We start from the raw sequence: 23,540 nt of genomic DNA, 5'->3' as shown, positions 1-23,540 counted from the left end.
CCGTATTACGCGCATGCCGGGACCGACGTCGAAAGATGTTCTGTTCTCTTGGCTTTTTAAGGCATGGCGTTTATTGTTGTTGGAAAATTGAAGTCCCCCGAAAAAGGAAAGATCATGCAAGGCGACACAAAAGTTATCGAGTACCTCAACGCGCAGTTGAAAAACGAGCTGACCGCGATCAACCAGTATTTCCTGCACGCGCGGATGTATAAGCATTGGGGCCTCGAGAAACTCGGCAAGCATGAATACGATGAGTCGATCGGCGAAATGAAGCATGCCGACTGGCTGATCGAACGCGTTTTCATGCTCGACGGTCTGCCGAACCTGCAAGATCTGCACAAACTGCTGATCGGCGAGGAAACGAAAGAAATTCTCGAATGCGATTTGAAGCTTGAGCAGATCTCGCAGAGCACCTGCAAGGAAGCCATTGCGTATTGCGAATCGGTTCGCGATTTCATCTCGCGTGAAATCTTCGTGAAGATTCTCGACGACACAGAAGAGCACATCGACTGGCTCGAAACGCAACTCGACCTGATCGACAAGGTCGGCATTCAGAACTACCAGCAAACCGCCATGGGTTCGGTGGAGTCCTGATCGGATCGCGCGGGTCCGCCGGGTACGCTCAAGCGCTGGCGCAGGTCCCGGCTCATACGGGATAGCATGCGCCGCGTTGGCGATATACTTGCTCGCTTCGCTTTTTCCCTGCTTCCCCTGCTTTTCCTGAACGCCGCGCCGGCCGCCCCGATCGCTTATGCCCGAACAATCGTCGTCTCTGAACGCATCAATTGGCTCCCTGAGCGCGGATTCGCGGGCGCCCGTCGGCATTTTCGACTCGGGCCTCGGCGGGCTGTCGGTGTTGCGAGCGGTTCGGGCGCAGTTGCCTGACGAGGCGTTGCTCTACGTCGCCGATTCGCTTTATGCGCCGTATGGCGAGCGCGACGACGACTTCATCGCCGACCGCACGCTGGCTATCGGCGAGTGGCTCGTCAAACAGGGCGCGAAAGCGCTCGTCGTGGCCTGCAATACGGCGACCGCGCAGTCCATCGCGCTGGTTCGCGAGAAACTGTCCATTCCGCTCGTCGGTGTCGAGCCGGGCATCAAGCCCGCCGCGTTGCAATCGAAAACGCGAGTCGCCGGCGTGCTCGCCACGCAAGTCACGTTGCGCAGCGCGCGCTTTCAGGCGCTGCTGGAACGCTACGCCGCGGATTGCCGCTTTCTGTGCCAGCCCGGTCACGGGCTCGTGCAGGCGGTCGAGCGCTGCGACGTCGGTTCGGCGGAACTGCGCGCGCTGCTGCGCGGCTATCTTCAGCCGATGCTGGACGCGGGCGCCGACACGCTGGTGCTTGGCTGCACGCACTATCCATTCTTCGACGCCGCGATTCGCGACATCGTCGGCGACCGGCTCGCGCTTATCGACACCAGCGTGGCTATTGCTCGCCAGCTGGAGCGCGTGCTCGAACAACACGGCGTGCGCGCAGCGCCGCAAACGGCGGACGCCGCGCTGCCGCGCTTCTATTCCACCGGCGACGGCACGCATCTGCGGCAACTTGTCGCCACGCTGCTGGAAATCGACGCGCAAGTTGAGCGCGTACTTATTCCTTCGCGCCGTACCGCACCGTCCTCGCAACCTGCCTGAAAGCCTCCCCGGGCGCCCGTTCCAGAGCCTTTCTGGCGCTTTTATGCGTGCCTTCGATGGCGTTTGGCGGGGGCGTACGCGGCTCTCTAGCCGCCGTCTGCATAGTCGAAACCCTTCTAAGAGTCTGGTTTTGTTACAAAAAACCGCGTGGGACGCTTGCCAAACGGCTCAGACATAATGATAATAATTCGCATTAACGTTAGCTATGACGCCCTGCCATGATTGTCTGTGTCTGCAAGTCTGTTTCTGACCGAAAGATCCGTGCCTCGATCGCGGAAGGCGTCGATTCGTTCGACGAGCTGCAATTCGAGCTCGGCGTTGCGTCCTGCTGCGGCAAGTGCGCGGATTCGGTGCGCGACGTGATGATGCAAAGCGGCGTGTGCGCAAGCCGCTGCGGCTTCGAGCATCAACCGCAAGCTGTGCCCATGATGTTTTACGAGCGCAAGGCGGCGTAACGTACCCTTCGAAACCTGGCGCGAGGACGTGAGGCACGTCTGAGTGCCTGCTCCGTATCGTTAGCCGTTGCTCCCTGTTTTCTGGTGCCGATTCAACGCTTTTCAGTTAATCGCACTGCCGTCAGCAAGCCAGTATCCCTGCCAGCCAGCTACCCGCTCACCCATTAATGGAGTTCGAGATGGAATTGCTGATTGGTTTCGTGACCACAATGTGTATTTCGCTGGTGATCTTCCGAACATGACGATGTTTTGTCAGCCGCGCTCCCTCGACAGCGCGCCGCCACGCTAACATGCAGGCTTCGCATACCGCTTTAGCCGGTGCCGCACCGGCTTCGTCCCCCCGAATGAATTCCCGCGTCCTGACGGCGACCGCCATGGTAGCGGCGGTTCACGTCGCGCTGCTGGCCGTCGTCCTGACGCTGCGTCACGATCCGGTCGAGGCAACCATCGAGTCGCGCGTGATGACTGCGCAGTTGCTGCCGCCGGCGCCGGTTGCCGCGCCGGTCGCGATGCAATCGGTCGCGCCGCCCCCGCCCACGCCGGCGCCGCCGGTTCGCAGCAAGCCGAAGGTGCAGCCCAAGCCGACGCCTACGAAGCCAACGCCAGCGCCGCTTCACGAGGCGCCCGCGCCTTCGCCAACGCCCGTGGCGGCCGCCGAACCGACGCCGGCCGCACCGCCCGTCCCGGCGGCGCCCCCGGCACCGGCTGCTCCGGCAATCGGGCGTCAGACAATGGAAATCACCGCGCCGAAAAATGTCTCGCACCTCGACTGCAACATTGCGAAGCCGGACTACCCGGCCCTCTCGCGCCGCCGCGGGGAAAGCGGCACCGCGTACGTCAAGTTCGTGGTGGGCCTGACCGGCAAGCTCGAGAACATCGAGCTGAAGAAAAGCAGCGGCTTCAGCCGGCTCGACGACGCCGCGCTAGCCGCCGCGCATTCGAGCGCATGCAAACCCTATCTCGAAGACGGCCAACCCGTTCGGGCCGCGTACACCCAGCCTTACAACTTCAATCTCGAAGATTGAAGCGGATTTCAAAAAAAAGGAATTGCAATGCAAAACTACGGATTGGCGCACGTGTGGGCGCAAGGGGATTTCGTCACGCGCGGCATCGCGCTCGCGCTGCTGGTGATGTCAGTGATGTCGTGGAGCGTGATCGTCATCAAAGGCTGGAACGTGATGCGTTTGAACCGCCTCACGAAGAACGCCGAGCAGGCATTCTGGCATTCCGACGATCTCGCTGACGGCGTGAAAAAGCTCGGCGCCGGATCGTCGACGCCGCATGACAATCCGTTCCTCGCGCTCGCGCTGTCGGGCCAGGAAGCGGCCGATCATCATCACCAGACGCAGCCGCATCTGCACGACCGCATGGACGTGTCGGATTGGGTCACGCGCTGTTTGAAGGACACGATGGACGAAAGCGTTGCGCGCATGCAGAGCGGACTCGCAATTCTCGCGTCGATCGGCAGCACGGCGCCGTTCGTGGGTCTCTTCGGCACGGTGTGGGGCATTTATCACGCGCTGCTGGCAATCGGCGCGAGCGGCCAGTCATCGATCGACCAGGTGGCGGGCCCGGTAGGCGAAGCGCTGATCATGACCGCATTCGGTCTCTTCGTTGCAATTCCGGCCGTGCTGGGCTACAACGCACTGACGCGTGCCAACAAGGCGATCGTCGCCAAGCTGAGCCGTTTCGCGCACGGCTTGCACGCATTCTTCGTGACGGGCGCGCGCCTGTCGTCGTCCAAGCGCGGCGACGGCCTGCGTCTCGCGACTCGCGCCAACTGAAGCGCCAACTGAACGACGAGGCATATAGATGGCAATGAGCCCCTTCGCCGGCGACGATGACGACGGCCTGATGAACGAAATCAACATGACGCCGCTCGTCGACGTGATGTTGGTTCTCCTGATCGTTTTCATGGTGACGATTCCGGTGATCCGTCATGCGGTGAAAATCGATCTGCCGCATGCAAGCAGTCAGAAGGAAGACACCAAGCCTGCTCAGGTCACGGTCGCAGTCGACGCTGACGGTAACGTGTTGTGGAACGACAAAAAAGTGGACGAGGCCGAACTGAGCGCGAAAATTGCAGAGGCCGCGCAGGCGAATCCGCAACCCGAATTGCATCTCGATGCAGATCGTAAAGTGCCTTACGAAAAGGTCGCGCAGGTAATGTCCGCAGCGCAGGCCGGTGGCCTGACGAAAATCGGTTTCGTCACGCAGCCGAAAGGCAAGTGACCTTACCAGATTCGATGGGGCGCAGTACCCGGAAGTGAAGAAAAGCCCATGAAACAAGGGCTGGAAAGTAAAAGGCCTTCATCAAACGATGAAGGCCTTTTTTTGTGCGCGCTTGGCGCCTTCGGGCGGCGGGATCATTTGCCATCAGCCGAAGACTGTTGGCTCGAATCACCGCATGCGACAGCCGTGCTCGACACGGACAGCGCGGTCAGCCCTATCAGGCCGGCTACGATAGCGGCCATGAGTTTTCGCATAAGAGACTCCTTAGCGAAGGGATTTCAATATAGCCCCATGAGCTCGCGCACACAAGCAAATAGCCATTGAAAGTACTCATGACAGCCCGCGCTTCAATGCTAAAAGCGATGCCGCGAAGCTCGCGATCTGCTAGGACGCGATAGCGGCCGCCGCACGCACGGGTACGGGCTGCTGGTGCGTTTCGGACGCCGGGCATTCGCCCATGATGTGCTTGCCTTCATCGGGATCAAGCATCTCGACCAGATAGTCGACGAAAGCGCGTACGGCCGGCACCATTCCCTGGCGCGACACGAAAACGGCGTACAACTGCGGCATAGGAAAAGTCCAGCCAGGCATAACCGGCGACAACTGGCCCGCGCGCAACGAGGCGCCGTACATCATCTCCGGCAACGCAGCGATACCTACCCCACGGAGTACGGCCTCGCGAATCGTCAACAGATCGGCGGTGACGAGACGCGGCTCGTGTTCATGTACGTGACGCGTGCCGTCCGGCGCGATCAGGTTGTAGACGTGCCGTCCGTCGCCCGTGGGTACGTCGAGCGTTTCGAAGCGCGACAGATCACCTGGTTGCAGCGGCGGCGCATTCTGCTGCAACAGACTCGGCGCGCCGACCAGCATCTGCTGCGTGCGCCATAGAGGACGCACGACGATATTGGCGTTTTCCGGAGGATCGGAGCGCACGCGCAATGCGACGTCGATCGAATCTTCGAACAGATCGACCACGCGGTTGGTCACGCGCATGACGACGCGCACTTCCGGATAGCGATGCATGAATTCCGGCAGGATGGTCGACAGTATCGTCTGCGAAATCGTGACCGGCACGCTGACGCGCACCGTGCCGCGCGGCGACGAACGCAGTTGCTGCACGACGTTCACGGCCGCCTGCGCCTCGCTCAACATCGCCTGGCAATGCTGGTAGAAAAGTTGGCCCGCCTCTGTGAGCGCGAGCTTGCGTGTCGAGCGCTGCAAAAGCCTCACGCCGAGCGACGCCTCGAGCTCCGTCAAGCGGCGCGACAGCCGCGACTTGGAGATACCCAGCACGCGTTCGGCGGCGGAAAAACCGCCATGTTCGACGACCTGCGAGAAATACATCAGGTCATTCAGATTGTGTGAATCGATCTTCATCTCATCGTTCCAGTAATAGAACAATCCATTGCGTGACGGCGACTGGCACCCGAAAAAACGGTCCCTATAATAGCTCCATGTTTCAAAAATAACGCTATTCCCCATTTTTCGAGGTGACATTGATGACCGCGACACGCACGATCGAACGCACTTATCCTGCCGTTCGCACGACCGAAGGTGGCGGTTTCGTCGTCCACCGCCCGTTTCCCACGCGCATGCTGATGGACTTCGATCCGTTCCTGCTGCTCGACGAAATGGGACCGGTCGACTACGCGCCCGGCGAGGCCAAAGGCGCGCCCGACCATCCGCATCGCGGATTTGAAACGGTCACCTATGTGCTCGAAGGCCAGTTCGGCCACAAGGATTCGGCGGGCCACTCCGGCACCCTGCATGCCGGCGACGTGCAATGGATGACTGCGGGCGCGGGCGTCGTGCATAGCGAGATGCCCGACCCGTCGTTTGTGCGGACAGGCGGACGCGTGCATGGGTTGCAACTGTGGGTGAATCTGCCGCGCCGCGACAAGATGATCGCGCCGCGTTATCAGGAGATGCCGTCGTCGGCAATTCCGGTGGCGACCTCGGCCGACGGCAAGGTTCGCGTGAAGGTGATCGCCGGCGAGGCGCTCGGCGTGAAAGCCGCAGTCGAAACACGCACGCCGATTCTGTACCAGCACTTTTCGTTGCAACCCGGCGCGACGATCCGGCAGCCGGTGCCGGCTGACTATCGCGTATTCGCATACGGCTTGTCGGGCACAGGCTTTTACGGCGAAGGCGACGCACGCCAGGAAATCGGCCCGCGCAAGATGGTCGTGTTCAACAACGACGGCGACTCGGTGACGCTCACGGCCGGCGCCGAGCCGCTCGAGGTACTGCTGCTCGGGGGCGTGCCGTTGAAGGAACCTGTCGTGCGCTACGGTCCGTTCGTCATGAATACAGAAGACGAAATCCGCCAGGCGGTCGTCGATTATCAGGCCGGCCGTATGGGTTCGATCACCCACTGAGCAACTTGCCGAGCGCGCGCGCCGGGGCGCACTCGCGGCGCAAATGCCGCCGACTTCGTTCACAATAGCAATTCCTGCCGCGCCCCGGTCTTGACGCCGTCGAGCCGCCGCGCGCGGCGTTTTCCGTCCTGCTCAGGAGCCCGCATGGCAGAAGCCACCGTCACCGCGCATATCGGTTCGACAAATTACCAGGTCCGTCTCGACGACGGCAAGCACACGTGGCTCGCCGACGAACCCGAATCGCTCGGCGGCGGCGATCGCGGCCCCGCTCCAGTATCGCTGCTGCTGTCGAGTCTCGGCGCATGCACGTCGGTCACGCTCAAGATGTACGCGCAGCGCAAGGACTGGCCGCTCGAAGAGGTGCATGTGACGCTCGGTATCGAACAGGGCGACGAGGGCTCGACCATCGACCGCAAAATCACGCTGCTCGGCGAGTTGTCCGATGAACAGCGGGAACGGCTCTTGCAAATTGCCAATGCATGCCCAGTTCACAAGATTCTCACGCGCTCCATCACGATCCGATCGGGTCTGACTGTCGCGTGACGCTGCGAACGGCCCGGCACGCGCGCGAAGCTGTCCGGGCCGCGTTACTGCAACGCTTGCAACGCTTGCAACGCTTTCATAGGATGCCGTCGTCTTGAATTTCGAACACCTTATCCAGATCAACGACCCGTTGAATCCGTTTGTCGACTCCATGACCCGCGAGCAGTTATGGGAAGGTCTCGTGCTGCGCGCCGAACAGCCGCAACTGTTCGTGATCGGACTCGACAGCTGCACGATCCTCTCGCGCGAAGGCAATACGATCGAGCGGGAACTGCACTATGGCCAGGCCACCGTGCGCGATCGCGTGACACTCCACGAGAGCCAGGCCGTGCGCTACGACATCCTGCCGACGGCGGACTATGTCGGCGGCTCGCTGACGATGACGATCGAACAGCCGGATGAACTGCAACTGTTCCTGCGCTTCGAATACGCGACCACGCTGCCCGTTTCCGACGACCAGGACGCCGTGCAGACGCAGGAGATCGTCAAGTCGGCTTACCGCGAGAACGACATCGATACGGTGCGGCTGATTCGTCAGTATGTGCAGGCGAAACAGGAGCCGGGCTCGCTGCATTGAGCGACCTGCCTCTGGTCTACCATCCCACCGCCGCCCGAGTGAATCACATGACCGGGGCGGCGCCGGACCGCGCTGCGCGACACCGTGCGCCTTCTCCCCTGCTCCGCCTTTAGGCTCGATTCCGCTGCGCCTATCGAAAGTCTCAACCGATGAATTTCTGCCTCTTGTAAATAGGAATGGTTATCATTTAGAATTCATCCATCGAATCAAACAACAGCGAAGACGAATGACCGATACCACTCGCACCAGCACGCTCAGCCTGCGCCGCCCGGCCGCCGCGTTGACCAGCCGTCCGAAGGCTTCAGCAGCGACGGCAACGGCCGCCGCCAAGCCTGCTGCCGAGCGTGCGAACGGTTCCGGCGAAACGGCCGAACGGGTGGTGCGTAGCGACGCTTTGCTGCAAGGACATAGTCACATCAGCATTTTGCATAACGGAGAAACGTATCAACTGCGCGCCACTCGTTTGGGCAAGCTGATCCTGACCAAGTAACGACGAACGAGATTTCAGTACCGGGTATTGTGGGGACCACCTCCCAGAGAGGTGTTAGGCATTAGCCAGCCACGACGGCTTGCACGTGAGAACTAGACCCCTTCGTGCAGACACCAAGCCAGCCGTCGCAGCCAGCCAGGCCGCTTTTTTGGTTCCCGCCCATGCGGACACGAAATACCGTGTACCGTCATGCCAATGAAAAAGCCGTGAAGACGATGTCGCGATGTCGCGAGATCGTCTTCACGGCTTCTGTTTTTTGTGTCGGGCGGCTTGGGCACGCGAGCGCTCAGCAGCGTAGCGGCCCGATTCCCGCCTACTTCGAGGCCCAGCCCCAGAACATCAGCCACCAGGCGCTGTCGACCACAGCAAGCGCAGCGGCAAACCACAGCATTGCCAGGCCGCGTTGAACGAAGCGCTCGCTGTAGCGCCGCGTGACGAGCCACGCGAGCCATGCGCTCCACAGATTGGCGATCGCCAGAATCGCGATGCGCAGGTCCGATGCCCACCACAGCGGCACATGCTCGGCACGCAACAGCGACAGCGTGGTGGCCGACAAACCAAGGAACACGCCCGCGCCTGCGATCGGAATCAGCCCTTGCGTCAGGTGATGCAGACGCACGGCGCTAAAGCGCCCGAGCATGCGCGTCGCGCCCGTCATCAGAACGAGCAGCGCAGTACCGTAGACGAGCGCCGTCGCGAGGATGTAGCCGATCACCATCGTGCCGTCGAGCCACGAGAACACGTCGTTCTGTTCCGGGTAATGCGTGAACAGGAACCACGGCGCGTTCGTATCGAGCGGCCATGTGATGTCGTGTTCGACGAGCCACGTGGCGAAGAACATCTTCAGGTCGACGAACCAGCGCGAAGCCGTCCAGTGGAATGCGCCAATTGCAATACCGAGCAGGCCGTACAGGATCAGCGCGGTGTCCCACACATTCGCCTGCTTGTCGCCGAGCTGCACGACTTCCGAAGACGGCGCGCGCCACGTGAGCGCAATCGCGTCGCGGTGGCCGCTGCAACGTCCGCACATATGGCAGTCGGACGCGCCCTTCATATTGCGCAACGGCACGAGCGGCGCGCAATTGATCGGAATCACGCGATGCCCGTGTTCGCCGTTCTTGTACGAGCGGCGCCATGCATCTTCATCGACTTTGTAGTGGAACGGCGCGAGGCGCGCCAGAAGCGAAAAAACCCCGTTGACGGGGCACAGGTATTTGCACCAGACGCGCTTCTCTCGCCCATACAGCAGGCCGATGACAATAGCCGCCAACGTCGAGCCGCCGAGCACCAGCAGCACCGCTTTCGGGTACTGGTAGACGCTCACCATTTGACCGTAGATGGTCGTGATGCCGAACGCGACGAAAGGCCAGCCGCCCCAGCGCATCCAGTGCGGAATCGCTTTGCCGCGACCGTGCTTGCTGGCGAATTCCGCGAGCGCGCCTTCGGGACACAGCACGCCGCACCAGACGCGGCCGAGCATGACCATCGACAGCAGAACGAACGGCCACCAGATACCCCAGAACACGAATTGGGCCGCAAGCGTCAGGTTGTTCCACAAATGCGCGCTGTCATCCGGCAACGGCATCACGGCCGGAACCAGGATCAGCAACGCGTACACCGTCACCACAACCCACTGGATGCCGCGGATTGCGGAACCGTGACGCTGCATCCACTGCCCGGCCGCGGCGAGACGCCCCGGGCGGGTCATGACGGTACTCATGCTGCACGCCCTGCCGCTTGTTGCGCCGGCTTGCGGTTGGCACGGCGCAGCAGCAGATAGACGACCGCCCAGTACACCGCGTACGCAATCAGATTCATCAGCGCCGGATGCGCGCGATAACCGGTGAGCGTCGCGACGAGCGAGCCGAAGGTGCTCGAATCATCGAGCACGGCCGACGTGTTCCACATCTGGTCGACGATGGTCGGCAGGAATTCCTTGTCGATCAGTTTATCGACGCCCGTTTGAAAGAGCCCCGCGCCGAGGAACAGCAGCATGATTTCCGTCACGCGGAAAAAGAGCCGCCACGAGAAGAACTTGCCGCCCAGTTGCAGCACGTAGAACGTGAGCAATGCGAGACCGAGGCCGATCACGACCGCGAGCATCTGATTGGTATCCACGTGACCGGACTGACCGAAGCCGAGGCCGTACAGGAAAATCACGGTCTCGCTGCCTTCGCGGGCGATCGCAAGAGCCACGAGCACCGCCACGCCCCACCAGTTGGAGTCGCGCTGGCTTTGTTGCAGCGAGCGTTCCATGTCGCGTTTCAGCGAGCGGCCGTGCTGTTTCATCCACAGAACCATTTGCACGATCAGCACGCAGGCAACCAGCACCATCGCGGTCTGGAAATAATCCTGCGCGTCGCCGGAGAGCACCTCGGTGAAGCCGACGAGCGCCGCGCCAAGCGCCACCGCCGCGATCAGGCCCGCCACGACGCCACCCCACAGGTACGGCAGACCGCGGCGCGCATCGTCGTCGCCATTTTTCAGCCACGCGTACAGGATGCCGACGACCAGCAATGCCTCGACACTTTCCCGCCACACGATGAATAGAATCTGACCCATCAAGGACTCCCTTCTGCTCTGCAACTGCTCTTGCAAGCGCAGCGGCCCTAAGCCTTCGCGCCCGCCTCAAAAACCACTGCTACTTCGCGACGATCACGCCCTGCGCCTGCTGGTGGAAATCGTCGAAAAACTTGTACTCGCCGGGTTCCAGCGGAGCGATCACGACGAAAGAATCCGCGCCCGGCGCGAGGACTTTTTCCTTGCGCAACTGGACGCTTTCGAACTCGGCCGCGCCCTTGCCGGTATTGCGCACCTCGATCTTGATACGCTGCCCCGCCGGCACTTCGATGCGGGCCGGATTCAGCTTGCCGTCGTTCATTTCGAGCTTGAACGTGGGCAGATCGGCTGCATGCGCCGCGCCCGCCAGCAAAATCGACGAGGCAAGCACAGCGATCTTTCGGTTGATTCTCATTGGCGTTTCCAGAAAACGCGGCGCGAGGCGTGGAGTCCGCGCGCCGCCTGCTGCATTCATTCACCTGTCACAGCGTGCTCGCATACTGCCAGGTGACGAGTTGCGACGATTCGTGGAGATCAGTACCCGCCCTTCTTGCCGATGCCGGCGAACGTAAAGTCGTATTCAAGCGTAATCGGCTTGAACCACGGACCCACGCCGGTTTCCTTGTCGACGTGGCGACCAAACGCCATGTGGCCGGTTTGCATCGGCGCTTCGACGATCATCTTCAGGTGATACTTGCCGGGGCCTTGCAGCTTCACGTTGTCGCCGTAGTGCGGGCCGTCGTTGGCGACCATCGCCATCATGTCGCCCTTCTGCGTCTCTTTCGAACCGACCTTCGTCAGTTCGTAGCGCACTTGCAGATACGGCATCCAGTCGCCTTCCGCGAAGCCTGTCGGATTGTTCTTGACTGCGTGGATGTCCGCTTCGAGGTGGATGTCCGAATCCGACGCCTTGCGCATCATGCCTTCCGGCTCCATCGTGATCGGCTGCAGATACACCGCGCCAATTTCCATGCCGCCCTGAATCTGCTGCTTGCCGATCGGATATTCGGCGGCCGTTGCCGAAAGAGCCGCCACCGCCGCAGCCGTGGCAATGCCGCCACGCACAAATGAAGAAATCCGCATTGAAACTCCTTGTTTTTATCAGACTCGATTTGATCCCATTGGAACAGTGCGTCGGGCGACGAACCGAAGCAGATCGCATAATTGAACGTTAATGCGAACCATTCTCAATATTGGTCGAGTTTATCATCTCTCGCCTGCTGGAACAAATACGGACGCACGCCGAGCCTTATGCCAGCAGGGGCTTAAGGATGTCTTAAGAAACAGGGTGTGGGCGTAAAGCGGCGGGCAGTTTCCTGCGTGCAATTCCCTTTACGGTCTTGTCCGCGTATCGGCAAAAAGAAGCGCGGCACATTGCCGCGCCCTTTGCGCCGGAACCACGCTCCATCTTCGCTGCATGGTCCTGCCGATTTAGTCGACGCCCGAGACGTGGTCGCCGACATTCGCCCCGAACACGCGCTGACGCAGCAACGCCAACTGGTCGCGGGTTTGCGCGGCCTTCTCGAACTCGAGGTTTTTCGCGTGCTCCATCATCTGTTTTTCGAGGCGCTTGAGCTCCTTGGCAAGCTGCTTTTCGGACATGTCCTCGAATTTGGCGCGCGTCTGCTGTTCCTTCAGCTCCGCGCGGGCGTCGTCGACGTTGTACACGCCGTCGATAATGTCCCGGATACGCTTCACCACGCCGCGCGGCGTAATACCGCGTTCGAGGTTGAACGCAATCTGCTTGGCGCGCCGCCGCTCGGTCTCGTCAATGGCGCGGCGCATTGAATCCGTCACCTTGTCCGCATACAGAATGGCCTTGCCGTTCACGTTGCGCGCCGCCCGGCCGATGGTCTGAATCAGCGAGCGCTCGGCGCGCAGAAAGCCTTCCTTGTCCGCGTCGAGAATCGCGACGAGCGACACTTCGGGAATATCCAGACCCTCGCGCAGCAGGTTGATACCGACGAGCACGTCGAAAGTGCCGAGCCGCAAGTCGCGGATGATCTCGACGCGCTCCACCGTGTCGATGTCGCTATGCAGATAGCGCACCTTGACACCATGGTCGCTGAGAAACTCCGTCAATTGCTCGGCCATGCGCTTGGTCAGTACGGTCACCAGCACGCGATCGCCCGCCTTGACGCGCTCGTTGATCTCGGCGAGCACATCGTCGACCTGGCTGCGCGCGGGCCGCACCTCGATTTCCGGGTCGACGAGTCCGGTCGGACGCACGAGCTGCTCCGCAACCTGACCCGAGGTCTTCTTTTCGTAATCTGCCGGCGTGGCCGACACGAACACGACCTGGCGCATCTTGCGCTCGAACTCGTTGAATTTCAGCGGCCGGTTGTCCAGCGCGGAAGGCAGACGGAACCCGTAGTCCACCAGGTTTTCCTTGCGCGCCCGGTCGCCGTTGTACATGCCGTTCAACTGGCCGATCAGCACGTGCGATTCGTCGAGCAGCATGATGGCGTCCGACGGCAGGTAATCGACCAGCGTGGGCGGCGGCTCGCCGGGCGCCGCGCCCGAAAAGTGCCGCGAATAATTCTCGATGCCCTTGCAGAAACCGAGCTCCTGCAGCATCTCCAGGTCGAAACGGGTGCGCTGTTCGAGCCGTTGTGCTTCGACCAGCTTGCCTTCGCTATAGAAGAATTCCAGCCGCTCGCGCAGTTCGGCCTTGATCGTTTCGACCGCGCGCACGACGGTGTCGCGCGGCGTCACGTAATGCGACGACGGATAGACGGTAAAACGCGGAATTTTCTGACGCACCCGTCCGGTGAGCGGGTCGAAGAGTTGCAACGTTTCGACTTCGTCGTCGAATAATTCCACACGCACCGCCATTTCCGCGTGTTCGGCCGGGAAGATGTCGATGGTGTCGCCTCGGACGCGGAACGAGCCGCGCTGGAAGTCCGCCTCGTTGCGGTTGTACTGCATCGCGATGAGCCGCGCGATGATGTCGCGCTGGCCGAGCTTGTCGCCCGTGCGCAGCGTGAGAATCATCTGGTGGTATTCGGACGGATTACCGATGCCGTAAATAGCCGACACGGTCGCGACAATCACAACGTCGCGCCGCTCCATCAGGCTTTTCGTGGCCGACAGGCGCATCTGCTCGATGTGTTCGTTGATCGACGAGTCTTTCTCGATGAACAGGTCGCGCTGCGGCACGTAGGCTTCCGGCTGATAGTAGTCGTAGTACGAAACGAAGTACTCGACGGCATTGCGCGGAAAGAACTCGCGGAATTCCGAGTAAAGCTGCGCAGCGAGCGTCTTGTTCGGCGCGAACACGATGGCCGGACGGCCGAGCCGCGCGATCGTGTTGGCCATCGTGAAGGTCTTGCCCGACCCCGTCACGCCGAGCAGCGTCTGGAACGAGAGGCCGTCCTCGACGCCTTCGACGAGCGTCTCGATCGCCGTTGGCTGGTCGCCGGCGGGCGGATAGGGCTGATAAAGCTGGAACGGCGAGCCTTCGAAGCGGACGAATCGGGATTCGTCGAGCGCGTCGTCGACTTCGGTCAAATGTTGTTCGGACATGGGGGCGGCAGCGGCCTTGGGCAAAAAACTATTCTAACGGGTTGCATCGAGATGGACCGGCGACGGACCAAGCGGATCTGCGTAGGCTGGCAGCGCTGAGTCATGCGGGCGGTTTTAGACATTTAGCGACGGCCTGCCCGTTTTTCAAGCAAATAAGTCCGCCAAGGGGCGTTCTCGTCCGAAAAACGTTCGTATATTCGTTACAATGCGAAGTTGCGCTCGCTTGCGGCTGTCCGCGTTCTGCATCATCCGGCGTTTGCGTTTTGCATGAAACGCAGTCGGCACGGTCGCGCATGCTCGTAGCTGCCCTCTTTTCACTACTGCTGCCCACCCACCATGTCTCTGTTCTCCGCCGTCGAACTTGCTCCCCGCGACCCGATTCTGGGCCTGAACGAAGCCTTCAACGCCGACACGCGCCCCACCAAAGTCAACCTCGGCGTTGGCGTGTATTTCAACGAAGAAGGCAAGATTCCGCTGCTGCGCGCCGTGCGCGACGCGGAAAAGGCACGTGTCGAAGCCGCATTGCCGCGCGGCTATCTGCCTATCGAAGGCATTGCCGCCTACGACGCAGCCGTGCAAAAGCTGCTGCTCGGCAACGATTCGCCGCTGATCGCCGCGGGCCGCGTCGTGACGGCGCAAGCACTGGGCGGCACGGGCGCGCTGAAGATCGGCGCGGACTTCCTGAAGCGTCTGAATCCGAGCGCCAAGGTCGCGATCAGCGACCCGAGCTGGGAAAACCACCGCGCACTGTTCGAAGCCGCGGGCTTCGAAGTCGTGTCGTATCCGTATTACGACGCGCACACTCACGGCGTCAATTTCGACGGCATGCTGAGCGCGCTGAACAGCTACGCAGCGGGCACGGTTGTCGTGTTGCACGCCTGCTGCCATAACCCGACGGGCGTGGACCTGACCGTCGATCAATGGAAACAGATCGTCGAGGTCGTCAAGGCGCGCAATCTGGTGCCGTTCCTCGACATCGCCTATCAGGGCTTTGGCGACAACATCGAAGCCGACGCAGCGGCCGTGCGACTCTTCGCGGCCTCTGAACTGAACGTGTTCGTCTCGTCGTCGTTCTCCAAGTCGTTCTCGCTGTACGGGGAGCGTATCGGCGCGCTGTCCATCATCACGGGCAGCAAGGAAGAAGCTACTCGCGTGTTGTCGCAACTCAAGCGCGTGATCCGAACGAACTACTCGAACCCGCCGACGCATGGCGGTTCGGTAGTCGCCGCGGTGCTCGCGTCGCCGGAACTGCGCGCCACGTGGGAAACGGAACTGGCGGGGATGCGTGACCGGATTCGCGCAATGCGCAATGGCCTCGTCGAACGCCTGAAGGCAAGCGGCGTGGATCGCGACTTCAGCTTCGTGAATGCGCAGCGCGGCATGTTCTCGTACTCAGGCCTGACCGCGCCGCAAGTGGATCGTCTGCGCGAAGAGTTCGGCATTTACGCTGTCAGCACGGGCCGCATCTGCGTTGCTGCATTGAATACGCGCAACCTCGACGTGGTGGCCAACGCGATTGCCCACGTGTTGAAGTAAAGCGTTTCAAGGCGCGCGATCCCGCGCGCTCTGGTTGATTCGGTTGAAGCCGAATGTGAGAACGGCGCCCCTTTGAGGGCGCCGTTCTCGTTTCTGGACTCCGCGTTGGCGGATGGTTTCAGCGCGAGTCGCGATGAATGTCGTGCGTAACGAAACCCGCGTCGTTATCCGGCATGGCGAGCCAATCCGGCTGCGAGAGCGAATGGCGGATGTCTGCCAGTCCGCTTTCCCAGTGCTCCCGCATGGTCGAGAGGCCAAACTGGAAGTCCTTGTAGTGCCCTTCGTATTCTTTTTGCCTGTAGATGAGATGAATCACGTTGTAGCGCTTCGAGCACGACAGGTCTTCAGCCAGCTTGCACCATGGATCGTCGCGCTGGTCCGGCGAGACCCGGTCCAGCACCTCGCGCAGCACGTGCCGGAAACGCTGTGAGCGTTGCAGCATGTCGGTCACAAGACGCGTGCGGCTCGAATATTGAATGTCTTTCATGCGCCCCTGCACGTCGGTGATGTTGTCGGGCACCGGCCCGATCGCGCTCCACAGATCGACCTGGAACGCCAGCGTGTCGCGCCGCGGCGTGGTTTGAATCACCTCGTAGAGCGGCGTGTTCGACATCAAGCCGCCGTCCCAGTAATACTGGCCGTCGATTTCCACAGCAGCAAAGCCGGGCGGCAAAGCCCCGGATGCCATGAAGTGCTCAGCCCTCAGTGTGGTCTGCGTGTTGTCGAAGTACGCAAAATTTCCCGTGCCGCAATTGACGGCGCCCACGGACACGCGCATTTCCCGCGAGTTGATGCGGTCGAAGTCGCACAGACTTTCCAACGTCGCTTTGAGCGGCGCGGTGTCGTAGTAGCTGGCCGCTTGCGGCGGTCCCGACACGGTCGGCAAAGGCGGCGGAAAGCGCGGCACGAAGAAGCCCTTCTGTCCTTCCACGAGCGCGCCAACGGCCTGTGTTGCCGTGAAAGCTTTACGCACTGCGTCGCTCGAATTGAAAAACGCGTGCTCGATAAAAGCGGGCAACGGCAGACCGAATGCGGGCTGGCAGATGGTTTCCCAGAATTGCAGCAGCCGTTCGACCCGCTTTTCCGGCGGATTGCCGGCAATGATCGCCGTATTCAACGCGCCGATAGAAATGCCTGCCAGCCAGTTCGGCTCGACGCCTGCTTCATGAAGCCCCTGAAAAACGCCGGCCTGATATGCGCCCAGCGCGCCGCCACCCTGCAGTGTGAGCGCGATGGTTTCATAGGCCGGCAATTGCACGCGCTTGCCGCGGGCCGATGCAGACGCCGCGCTGGCGCCTGCGCCTTCCTCATTACCGGCCGCGCCGACGCGAGCCCGTTTGAGATTGCGTTGCGCCATGCGCACCTCCTTATTGCATGTACCAGCCGTGACTTACGATAAACGATTGGCCCGTCAGTGCAGCGGTGGGGAAAGTCGACAGGAACAGGACGGTTTGCGCGACGTCTTCCACCGTGGTGAAAATGCCGTCGACCGTACCGCCCAGCATGACGCGCTTGACCACTTCTTCTTCGCTGATGTTCAGTTCCTTGGCCTGCTCCGGAATCTGCTTGTCGACGAGCGGCGTACGCACGAAACCCGGACACACCACATGCGAGCGCACATTGTGTTTTGCGCCTTCCTTGGCGAGCACGCGAGCGAGACCGAGCAGCGCATGCTTGGCCGTCACGTAAGCGGACTTGAGAGGCGACGCCTCATGCGAGTGAACCGAACCCATGTAGATCACGATGCCGCCGCGATCGTCCTTGTACATGTGCTTGAGCGCCGCCTTCGTGGTCAGGAACGCCCCGTCCACGTGAATGGCTTGCATCTTCTTCCAGTCGGAAAACGAGTAGTTTTCAATCGGATTGACGATCTGAATGCCGGCATTGGAAATGAGGATGTCGACCGAACCGAGCTCTGCCGCTACTTTGTCAATGCCCTGGTTCACCGCGTCTTCGTTGGTGACGTCCATTGCGATGCCGATTGCCTTGCCCCCGCCCTTCGTAATTTCTTCAGCGACGGCATTCGCGCCGGCCTGGTTCAGGTCGGCAATTGCGACAGCGGCGCCCGCAGCCGAAAGGGTCAACGCAATCTGCTTGCCGATGCCGCTCGCCGCGCCGGTGACGACCGCGACCTTGCCATTCAGATTTGTGTTCAGTGACGACATCCAGAACCTCCATGCAGTTGATGAGCAATGAGACCACGAGCCGCGCGCAGCGAGAAGTAGACCGAATGGCATAGGCGCGCATAGGCACTGTCCTATACCGTTCGGCCGATGTTGCACTGCGGCCAATGCTGCTATTGTGCATGAACCGTGTGGAATCGATCGGTAAAAAGCACGCCCCGGCTTATCTATTTAAACTAGGCGTTCTGGCGGGATTCCGGTCGCTTCACTATCGAGGAGAATTGCATGAATTATCGGCGTCTAGGCCGCTCGGGACTGCAGGTCAGCGAGTTGTCCATCGGCTCGTGGGTTACCTACGGCAATCAGGTCGACCATAGCGCGGCGCGTGAATCGCTCGCTGCCGCGCGCGATGCGGGGGTCAATTTCTTCGACAACGCGGAGGTGTACGCGGGCGGCAAGTCGGAAGAAATCATGGGTCAGGCGCTCAAGGAACTGGCATGGCCACGCGTGAGCTACGTCGTGTCGACGAAATTCTTCTGGGGGCTCGAAGAAGCGCCCAATCAGTACCACACGCTGAACCGCAAATATCTGCTGAACGCAATCGACTCGTCGCTCAAGCGTCTGCAACTCGACTATGTCGATCTGGTCTTCTGCCATCGGCCAGACCCGAACACGCCCGTCGAGGAAACCGTATGGGCAATGAGCGACATGATCACGCGCGGCAAAGCCTTGTACTGGGGCACGTCCGAGTGGAGCGCCGACGAAATCCGCGCCGCTTATGACATCGCGGAGCGGCACCATCTGCACAAGCCGGTCATGGAACAGCCGCAGTACAACCTGTTTCACCGCAAGCGCGTCGAACAGGAATACAAGCGTCTCTACGAAGATATCGGTCTCGGTCTGACTACCTGGAGCCCGCTCGCGTCCGGCCTGCTCACCGGCAAGTATCGCAACGGCGTGCCTGCCGACAGCCGCGCCCAGTTGCAGGGCTACGACTGGCTGCGCAAACAGGTTACCGACGCAGGCAAAAACAACGTGGTCGGCAAGCTCGGCGAAGTGGCCGACGAACTGGGCTGCACCGTCGGCCAGCTTGCGATTGCATGGATTCTCAAGAATCCGCATGTCAGCACGGTGATTACAGGCGCATCGCGCGTCGAGCAGATTAGCGAGAACATGAAATCCGCTGAGGTCGCCGAGCAGATCACGCCGGAGATCAAGGAGAGAATCGAAGGTATTTTCGGAGACGTGTACGACTAACGTCGCTCTGTCGGACGTCTGGGTACAGCCGGGGCAAGATTGTGGCCGTGGTCCCAGTCGTGGTGGTAGTCGCGCAGGGTACCGCGCAATCCGACAACGCGTACGGCAGCACCGCCGCAACTCACTGCGCCGCGCGCGGCGTCGCGTACAATACGCGACCGCGCGGCACATCGGCGTTCTGTGCCGGCGTGCCGCCGCAATGCATCCGCATCGCCGACTCCAGCCTGGAACGGCGCGCCCTCTTTCTGCATCTCCTCATCATGCTCAGCTATCGCCACGCCTTTCATGCAGGCAACCACGCCGACGTTCTCAAACACGCGGTCTTGTTGCAGCTATTGCGCTACCTCGGTCAGAAGGACAAGGCCTACTGGTATATCGACACGCATGCCGGCGCGGGCGTCTATTCGCTGCAGGAAGGCTATGCGGTCAAGACCGGCGAGTTTCAGACAGGCATCGCCAGGCTGTGGGAGCGCAACGATCTCCCGTCGCTCTTCTCCGACTATGTCGATGAAGTCGCCGCGCTCAATCCCGACGGCCAGTTGCGCTTCTATCCCGGCTCGCCGTATATCGCCTGGCGCCAGATGCGCGAGCAGGACCGTATGCGTTTATTCGAGTTGCACACCACTGAGATCGACGTGCTGCGTCACAATTTTCGCGATGCGGGCCGGCGCGCGATGCTGTACGCGGGCGACGGTTTCGACGGCATTCTCGCACTGCTCCCGCCAGCGCCGCGCCGTGCGCTGATACTGCTCGATCCTTCGTATGAGGACAAGCGCGACTACACGCGCACGCTGCGGTGCGTCGAAGAGAGCCTGAAGCGCTTCCCCACCGGCACCTACGCGGTCTGGTATCCGCAAGTGAAGCGCCTCGAGTCACAACGCTTTCCCGACCAGTTGAAAAAGCTGCAGGAGCGCAACTGGCTGCACGTCAGCCTCACAGTGAGCAATCCGCCCACGGACGGATTCGGGCTTTATGGCAGCGGCATGTTCATCCTGAATCCGCCGTACACGCTGCCGAAGCTGCTGAAGGACCAGATGCCCTGGCTGGTCAAAGCGCTCGGTGAGGACAAGGCCGCGCAGTTCAAGGTCGAATATCGCGGCGATTGACGCCGGGCGAGGCCGCGCATCGTCGAATAGCGCCCCCTCGCCGCGCTGTCACTTGAGTTGTGCCGCGGCCTTGCGGGCGAAGTCGTTGGTATAGGTCGCGTTCAGGTCGATCTTTTTCGGATCGAGCCGGTTATCGAACGACGCCAGTGCGCGCAACGAAGTCTCCGGGCCGTCGGCGGGCATCAGGCCGTCTGGCGAATAAGCGTCCCGCACATTGTGGAACGCCTCGACATAGAGCGAGGAATCGTTGAGCAGATAGGCCGGCGGCACCATCTTCAGCAGATCGGCATCGCTCGCGGTCTGCAGCCAGTGATCCGCGCGCACGATGGCATTGGCGAGCGCCTGCGTCGTCTTCGGGTATTTCTGAATGAAACTCTCCGACGCATAGAGTGTGGCCGCCGGCATTGTTCCGCCGAACACTTCCTGCGTACCTTTCACGGTGCGCGTATCCACCAGCACCTTGATTGCGCCGCCGCGTGTGAGCTTCGTCATCATCGGATCGACGTTGGATAGCGCGTCGATCTGACCGTTGCTCACTGCCGCGAGCACCGTTGCGCCGCTGCCTACACCGATCGCCGCAATGTCGCTTCTCTGCACGCCGGCCTTGCGCAAGGCGACAGTCAGCACGAGATCGGTCGATGACCCCGGCGCGCTCACGCCGACCTTTGCGCCTTTGAAATCGGCAAGCGTCTTGATCTTGTCTGCCTTCGACGTCAATACGGCGACGACGATCTGCGGCGCGCGGCCCATCAACGCAAAGGCCCGGTAGCGTTGCCCCTTCGCCTGCATGAATAGTGTGTGCTCGAATGCCCCGGCGCCGATATCCGCGCTGCCGCCCACTACTGCTTCGAGTGCTTTGGAACCGCCCGCGAAGTCTTCGAGCGTGACCTCGAGACCCTCGTCCTTGAAATAGCCCAACTGCTGGGCCGTGAGCACCGGCAAGTAGTAAAGACCCGGCAGACCGCCAACGGCCATTGTCAAAGCCGGCTTTTCGGGGACGTCTTTCGCGGACGCCACGCCGTGAAGTGCGACAACGGCGAACAACGTGGCGCAAACGGCGGCACGCCGCATCCAGTGATTGGGCATTTGACGTCTCCTTTTTGTATGTTCTCGTTCAATCTGGTTGCCGGCCGCCCGTGTGGGCGCTATCGGCGCGACTTTGCGGCACAGACCGCTTGAGGATTGTCGTCGCCCGACTGGTGGCGCGCCATGCGCCCAAACCCGAATGGCCAGGCGCGGGCGCGCAAATTCGCTGCGCCGCGTCTCGCGCGGACGTCTGGCAGCAATCTACGGGCAGGATCGGCGCGAGTCGGCTATTGCGGACGCGGAGCGGGCCGAGGCACGGGATAAGGTTGAGGATACGGCTGAGGATACGGTTGAGGTTGCGGTGCGACACCACCGCCGCCGACGGGCAACTGGATATACGGCGCGACGACGATCGGCACGGACGAATTCGGCGCCAGTTCGGTAGGCGTAGCGATAGGTTGTGCTTCGACGATGGGCTGCCGCGACAGCGGCGCTGTCTGCAGGACGGTTCCGCTCTGCCCGTCGCTAATTCCATTCTGCGAGTCGAGGATCACAGGCTTGCGGCTATTGCTCGACGCAGCAGACGCGCTCGACACGGCGCAAGCCGTGGCAAACAAAACTGCAATGGCGGTCAGAGAGAATTTGAACGAATGGGTCGAAGACATGGGGCGGACCGGTTGAGCCGCGAAGGCCGGATTGCGCTGAAAAACGCTTTACCTTACCGCGACGCGGACTTCGCCGCTAGTCGATATTCGCCATCTCGAGCTTTGTGACGCCTTGAAGACAACGCGGCGCCCAGATGTGACAAAGCCCCGCAAAAGACGGGGCTCACACTTAACAGCTACTTCTGAACTACTGTGGCGGCAAAAGACGCTCGCCTAAAAACTTACAGCGAATAGCCGTTGGCTTCGAGCGAGCGGATGCGCTGTTCGAGCTGGACGATATCCGACGACGAAGCCAGATACGCTTCACGGCGGTCGCGCTCTGCGGTTTCAAACCAGGTGCTCAGTTTTTCAAGGACGTATGCAAACATGATGTTCTCCAAGGATCAGATTGAATCCCCGGTGGATTGGGCATCAGGGATTTCCCGTAAAAGGGTTAACCCGGATTATAGGCTGATGGTGCAACCGCGCCAGTGAAATGCTCGCATGATGTGCATTCCAAAATGGAATGCCGCACTCCCTAGGTGCATAAAGCACGTTGATTTGATTGAGAGGCAGAAACGCCCGTAGACCAAAAAGTATGAGATAGACTCACCTGACGCACACATTAGGTGCATACAGCAACGAATCGCCAGCCCGCCTCGCTAATCGCTAACGTTCGCCTTCGAAAGCGCCTTGCAAGCGTTCCCGCTCTCCGGCGAAACCATGCCGGCGTCCGCAAGCCCCTCGATAATCGGACATTCCGGACGGTCGTCGCCGTGACAATGGTTGGCAAGATGCGCCAGCGTGTCGCGCATATCGGTGAGTTCGGCGATGCGTCGATCGAGTTCGGCCACGTGGTCCAGCGCGATTGCCTTCACTTCGGCACTCGCGCGCGTGCGGTCGTGCCACAGCGCGAGCAGCCGCCGGATGTCTTCCACAAGAAAGCCCAGTCGACGCGCCTGGCGAATGAAGCGCAGTGAATGCACCTCCTGCGGACCGTAGACACGATAGCCGGCAGTCGTTCGGGATTTCGCCGCGAGCAAGCCGACGCTTTCGTAGTAGCGAATCATTTTCGCCGTAACGCCCGACGCGCGGGCCGCTTCACCAATGTTCATCACTGTTTCCCCACTCAATGCGTCGATCGTACACCTTCCCATGATGGGAAGGTCAGCCACCTAAATCTGGTCAGGAAGGCATAATTCAATCATCGCAACCGACATTTCCCCGAGGCAATTCCGATGAAAACCGAATTCCAGGTCGAAGGCATGAGCTGCCAGCATTGTGTTGCGGCAGTCACCAACGCTATTCGCGAGCACGACGAAGCCGCGCAAGTGCAGGTAGATCTCGTGGCGGGCCGGGTCGCGGTCGAGTCGACGCAATCGGTCGACGAGGCCGGCTACACGGTCAAAGGCGTGTCGCCCGGCGCGGCGAGCTAAGGGGAACGCGGATC

Annotated in this window: 26 protein-coding genes; 14 read left to right on the top strand and 12 right to left on the bottom strand. The window is 61.1% G+C overall.

The window, feature by feature from the left end; genetic code table 11:
- Positions 1-114: 114 nt before the first annotated feature.
- From bfr to ACTJLB_RS04045, 6 genes are all read left to right on the top strand, one after another.
- Entirely contained in the window at positions 115-594 is a 480-nt protein-coding gene (gene bfr, locus ACTJLB_RS04070; RefSeq protein WP_088175061.1) for a bacterioferritin, read from the top strand.
- A gap of 157 nt (positions 595-751) precedes the next feature.
- Positions 752-1,636, top strand: a complete 885-nt coding sequence (gene murI / locus ACTJLB_RS04065) for a glutamate racemase (RefSeq protein ID WP_440782562.1) — start codon at positions 752-754, stop codon at positions 1,634-1,636.
- A 218-nt stretch (positions 1,637-1,854) separates the two neighbouring features.
- Positions 1,855-2,091: a (2Fe-2S)-binding protein gene (locus ACTJLB_RS04060; protein ID WP_020069971.1), complete on the top strand. Its 237-nt coding sequence runs from the start codon at positions 1,855-1,857 to the stop codon at positions 2,089-2,091.
- Positions 2,092-2,381: 290 nt separating this feature from the next.
- On the top strand, positions 2,382-3,116 hold the full coding sequence (locus ACTJLB_RS04055; protein ID WP_440782561.1) for an energy transducer TonB: 735 nt from the start codon (positions 2,382-2,384) through the stop codon (positions 3,114-3,116).
- Between the two features lie 27 nt (positions 3,117-3,143).
- Positions 3,144-3,875, top strand: a complete 732-nt coding sequence (locus tag ACTJLB_RS04050) for a MotA/TolQ/ExbB proton channel family protein (RefSeq protein ID WP_027779251.1) — start codon at positions 3,144-3,146, stop codon at positions 3,873-3,875.
- A gap of 28 nt (positions 3,876-3,903) precedes the next feature.
- Positions 3,904-4,323, top strand: a complete 420-nt coding sequence (locus ACTJLB_RS04045) for an ExbD/TolR family protein (protein WP_020069974.1) — start codon at positions 3,904-3,906, stop codon at positions 4,321-4,323.
- A gap of 384 nt (positions 4,324-4,707) precedes the next feature.
- Here the strand turns inward: ACTJLB_RS04045 and ACTJLB_RS04040 are convergent, their stop codons facing one another.
- The gene (locus tag ACTJLB_RS04040) at positions 4,708-5,703 is read right to left on the bottom strand and encodes a LysR family transcriptional regulator (RefSeq protein ID WP_440782560.1); all 996 of its coding nucleotides are present in this window, start codon (positions 5,701-5,703) and stop codon (positions 4,708-4,710) included.
- Between the two features lie 122 nt (positions 5,704-5,825).
- On the opposite strand from ACTJLB_RS04040, the gene ACTJLB_RS04035 reads away from it, so the two are divergent.
- The 4 genes from ACTJLB_RS04035 to hemP all read left to right on the top strand — a co-directional run bounded on the left by ACTJLB_RS04035 (position 5,826) and on the right by hemP (position 8,314).
- Positions 5,826-6,704, top strand: a complete 879-nt coding sequence (locus tag ACTJLB_RS04035) for a pirin family protein (protein WP_440782559.1) — start codon at positions 5,826-5,828, stop codon at positions 6,702-6,704.
- Positions 6,705-6,848: 144 nt separating this feature from the next.
- Positions 6,849-7,247: an OsmC family protein gene (locus ACTJLB_RS04030; protein WP_408411257.1), complete on the top strand. Its 399-nt coding sequence runs from the start codon at positions 6,849-6,851 to the stop codon at positions 7,245-7,247.
- Between the two features lie 94 nt (positions 7,248-7,341).
- A complete protein-coding gene (locus tag ACTJLB_RS04025; RefSeq protein WP_020069979.1) occupies positions 7,342-7,824 on the top strand; it encodes an SRPBCC family protein in 483 nt (160 codons plus the stop codon).
- 226 nt (positions 7,825-8,050) lie between these two features.
- Positions 8,051-8,314 carry a hemin uptake protein HemP gene (gene hemP / locus ACTJLB_RS04020; RefSeq protein ID WP_020069980.1) on the top strand — a complete coding sequence of 88 codons (264 nt, stop codon included), beginning with the start codon at positions 8,051-8,053 and terminating at the stop codon, positions 8,312-8,314.
- Positions 8,315-8,627: 313 nt separating this feature from the next.
- Here the strand turns inward: hemP and ACTJLB_RS04015 are convergent, their stop codons facing one another.
- The 5 genes from ACTJLB_RS04015 to uvrB form a co-directional block, all read right to left on the bottom strand.
- A complete protein-coding gene (locus tag ACTJLB_RS04015) occupies positions 8,628-10,034 on the bottom strand; it encodes a 4Fe-4S binding protein (RefSeq protein WP_408199703.1) in 1,407 nt (468 codons plus the stop codon).
- Positions 10,031-10,876: an FTR1 family iron permease gene (locus tag ACTJLB_RS04010; RefSeq protein WP_408130093.1), complete on the bottom strand. Its 846-nt coding sequence runs from the start codon at positions 10,874-10,876 to the stop codon at positions 10,031-10,033. Before ACTJLB_RS04010 ends, ACTJLB_RS04015 begins: the two co-directional genes overlap by 4 nt.
- 79 nt (positions 10,877-10,955) lie before the next feature.
- Entirely contained in the window at positions 10,956-11,288 is a 333-nt protein-coding gene (locus ACTJLB_RS04005) for a cupredoxin domain-containing protein (RefSeq protein WP_020069983.1), read from the bottom strand.
- Between the two features lie 119 nt (positions 11,289-11,407).
- Positions 11,408-11,956 carry an iron transporter gene (locus tag ACTJLB_RS04000; protein WP_440782558.1) on the bottom strand — a complete coding sequence of 183 codons (549 nt, stop codon included), beginning with the start codon at positions 11,954-11,956 and terminating at the stop codon, positions 11,408-11,410.
- 348 nt (positions 11,957-12,304) lie between these two features.
- Complete coding sequence (gene uvrB, locus ACTJLB_RS03995) at positions 12,305-14,398, bottom strand: excinuclease ABC subunit UvrB (RefSeq protein ID WP_020069985.1); 2,094 nt, start codon at positions 14,396-14,398, stop codon at positions 12,305-12,307.
- A 336-nt stretch (positions 14,399-14,734) separates the two neighbouring features.
- Between uvrB and ACTJLB_RS03990 the strand changes: the two genes are divergently transcribed.
- Entirely contained in the window at positions 14,735-15,934 is a 1,200-nt protein-coding gene (locus ACTJLB_RS03990) for an amino acid aminotransferase (protein WP_020069986.1), read from the top strand.
- A gap of 118 nt (positions 15,935-16,052) precedes the next feature.
- On the opposite strand, the gene ACTJLB_RS03985 is transcribed toward ACTJLB_RS03990, so the two are convergent.
- Both ACTJLB_RS03985 and ACTJLB_RS03980 read right to left on the bottom strand, forming a co-directional pair.
- Entirely contained in the window at positions 16,053-17,291 is a 1,239-nt protein-coding gene (locus ACTJLB_RS03985) for a DUF3734 domain-containing protein (RefSeq protein ID WP_020069987.1), read from the bottom strand.
- A 10-nt stretch (positions 17,292-17,301) separates the two neighbouring features.
- Positions 17,302-18,099 carry a 3-hydroxybutyrate dehydrogenase gene (locus tag ACTJLB_RS03980; RefSeq protein ID WP_440782557.1) on the bottom strand — a complete coding sequence of 266 codons (798 nt, stop codon included), beginning with the start codon at positions 18,097-18,099 and terminating at the stop codon, positions 17,302-17,304.
- Between the two features lie 243 nt (positions 18,100-18,342).
- Here ACTJLB_RS03980 and ACTJLB_RS03975 point away from each other — a divergent pair, with 243 nt between their 5' ends.
- Positions 18,343-19,314: a potassium channel beta subunit family protein gene (locus ACTJLB_RS03975; protein WP_408130091.1), complete on the top strand. Its 972-nt coding sequence runs from the start codon at positions 18,343-18,345 to the stop codon at positions 19,312-19,314.
- Between the two features lie 260 nt (positions 19,315-19,574).
- Entirely contained in the window at positions 19,575-20,420 is an 846-nt protein-coding gene (locus tag ACTJLB_RS03970; protein WP_087751674.1) for a 23S rRNA (adenine(2030)-N(6))-methyltransferase RlmJ, read from the top strand.
- Between the two features lie 48 nt (positions 20,421-20,468).
- Here ACTJLB_RS03970 and ACTJLB_RS03965 read toward each other — a convergent pair whose 3' ends face one another.
- The 4 genes from ACTJLB_RS03965 to cueR all read right to left on the bottom strand — a co-directional run bounded on the left by ACTJLB_RS03965 (position 20,469) and on the right by cueR (position 23,205).
- Entirely contained in the window at positions 20,469-21,506 is a 1,038-nt protein-coding gene (locus ACTJLB_RS03965; protein ID WP_408417409.1) for an ABC transporter substrate-binding protein, read from the bottom strand.
- Between the two features lie 227 nt (positions 21,507-21,733).
- On the bottom strand, positions 21,734-22,111 hold the full coding sequence (locus ACTJLB_RS03960; protein ID WP_020069991.1) for a hypothetical protein: 378 nt from the start codon (positions 22,109-22,111) through the stop codon (positions 21,734-21,736).
- Positions 22,112-22,332: 221 nt separating this feature from the next.
- The gene (locus ACTJLB_RS03955; RefSeq protein WP_020069992.1) at positions 22,333-22,479 is read right to left on the bottom strand and encodes a DUF3563 family protein; all 147 of its coding nucleotides are present in this window, start codon (positions 22,477-22,479) and stop codon (positions 22,333-22,335) included.
- A gap of 273 nt (positions 22,480-22,752) precedes the next feature.
- A complete protein-coding gene (cueR, locus tag ACTJLB_RS03950) occupies positions 22,753-23,205 on the bottom strand; it encodes a Cu(I)-responsive transcriptional regulator (protein WP_440782556.1) in 453 nt (150 codons plus the stop codon).
- Between the two features lie 123 nt (positions 23,206-23,328).
- Between cueR and ACTJLB_RS03945 the strand changes: the two genes are divergently transcribed.
- Positions 23,329-23,526, top strand: a complete 198-nt coding sequence (locus tag ACTJLB_RS03945; RefSeq protein ID WP_440782555.1) for a heavy-metal-associated domain-containing protein — start codon at positions 23,329-23,331, stop codon at positions 23,524-23,526.
- The last annotated feature ends 14 nt before the right edge of the window (positions 23,527-23,540 follow it).

Origin of the sequence: Paraburkholderia sp. 22098 (genome assembly GCF_052045935.1) — a bacterium.
Lineage (GTDB): Bacteria > Pseudomonadota > Gammaproteobacteria > Burkholderiales > Burkholderiaceae > Paraburkholderia > Paraburkholderia caledonica.
The sequence above is the reverse complement of the archived record's forward strand: the minus strand, read 5'-3'. Positions and strand labels throughout refer to the sequence as shown.

Bases quoted from the DNA above. Each gene is read 5' to 3' on its own strand.
- bfr (WP_088175061.1), top strand. From the start codon at position 115: ATGCAAGGCGACACAAAAGTTATCGAGTACCTCAACGCGCAGTTGAAA.
- murI (WP_440782562.1), top strand. From the start codon at position 752: ATGCCCGAACAATCGTCGTCTCTGAACGCATCAATTGGCTCCCTGAGC.
- ACTJLB_RS04060 (WP_020069971.1), top strand. From the start codon at position 1,855: ATGATTGTCTGTGTCTGCAAGTCTGTTTCTGACCGAAAGATCCGTGCC.
- ACTJLB_RS04055 (WP_440782561.1), top strand. From the start codon at position 2,382: ATGCAGGCTTCGCATACCGCTTTAGCCGGTGCCGCACCGGCTTCGTCC.
- ACTJLB_RS04050 (WP_027779251.1), top strand. From the start codon at position 3,144: ATGCAAAACTACGGATTGGCGCACGTGTGGGCGCAAGGGGATTTCGTC.
- ACTJLB_RS04045 (WP_020069974.1), top strand. From the start codon at position 3,904: ATGGCAATGAGCCCCTTCGCCGGCGACGATGACGACGGCCTGATGAAC.
- ACTJLB_RS04040 (WP_440782560.1), bottom strand. From the start codon at position 5,703: ATGAAGATCGATTCACACAATCTGAATGACCTGATGTATTTCTCGCAG.
- ACTJLB_RS04035 (WP_440782559.1), top strand. From the start codon at position 5,826: ATGACCGCGACACGCACGATCGAACGCACTTATCCTGCCGTTCGCACG.
- ACTJLB_RS04030 (WP_408411257.1), top strand. From the start codon at position 6,849: ATGGCAGAAGCCACCGTCACCGCGCATATCGGTTCGACAAATTACCAG.
- hemP (WP_020069980.1), top strand. From the start codon at position 8,051: ATGACCGATACCACTCGCACCAGCACGCTCAGCCTGCGCCGCCCGGCC.
- ACTJLB_RS04015 (WP_408199703.1), bottom strand. From the start codon at position 10,034: ATGAGTACCGTCATGACCCGCCCGGGGCGTCTCGCCGCGGCCGGGCAG.
- ACTJLB_RS04010 (WP_408130093.1), bottom strand. From the start codon at position 10,876: ATGGGTCAGATTCTATTCATCGTGTGGCGGGAAAGTGTCGAGGCATTG.
- ACTJLB_RS04005 (WP_020069983.1), bottom strand. From the start codon at position 11,288: ATGAGAATCAACCGAAAGATCGCTGTGCTTGCCTCGTCGATTTTGCTG.
- ACTJLB_RS04000 (WP_440782558.1), bottom strand. From the start codon at position 11,956: ATGCGGATTTCTTCATTTGTGCGTGGCGGCATTGCCACGGCTGCGGCG.
- uvrB (WP_020069985.1), bottom strand. From the start codon at position 14,398: ATGTCCGAACAACATTTGACCGAAGTCGACGACGCGCTCGACGAATCC.
- ACTJLB_RS03990 (WP_020069986.1), top strand. From the start codon at position 14,735: ATGTCTCTGTTCTCCGCCGTCGAACTTGCTCCCCGCGACCCGATTCTG.
- ACTJLB_RS03985 (WP_020069987.1), bottom strand. From the start codon at position 17,291: ATGGCGCAACGCAATCTCAAACGGGCTCGCGTCGGCGCGGCCGGTAAT.
- ACTJLB_RS03980 (WP_440782557.1), bottom strand. From the start codon at position 18,099: ATGTCGTCACTGAACACAAATCTGAATGGCAAGGTCGCGGTCGTCACC.
- ACTJLB_RS03975 (WP_408130091.1), top strand. From the start codon at position 18,343: ATGAATTATCGGCGTCTAGGCCGCTCGGGACTGCAGGTCAGCGAGTTG.
- ACTJLB_RS03970 (WP_087751674.1), top strand. From the start codon at position 19,575: ATGCTCAGCTATCGCCACGCCTTTCATGCAGGCAACCACGCCGACGTT.
- ACTJLB_RS03965 (WP_408417409.1), bottom strand. From the start codon at position 21,506: ATGCCCAATCACTGGATGCGGCGTGCCGCCGTTTGCGCCACGTTGTTC.
- ACTJLB_RS03960 (WP_020069991.1), bottom strand. From the start codon at position 22,111: ATGTCTTCGACCCATTCGTTCAAATTCTCTCTGACCGCCATTGCAGTT.
- ACTJLB_RS03955 (WP_020069992.1), bottom strand. From the start codon at position 22,479: ATGTTTGCATACGTCCTTGAAAAACTGAGCACCTGGTTTGAAACCGCA.
- cueR (WP_440782556.1), bottom strand. From the start codon at position 23,205: ATGAACATTGGTGAAGCGGCCCGCGCGTCGGGCGTTACGGCGAAAATG.
- ACTJLB_RS03945 (WP_440782555.1), top strand. From the start codon at position 23,329: ATGAAAACCGAATTCCAGGTCGAAGGCATGAGCTGCCAGCATTGTGTT.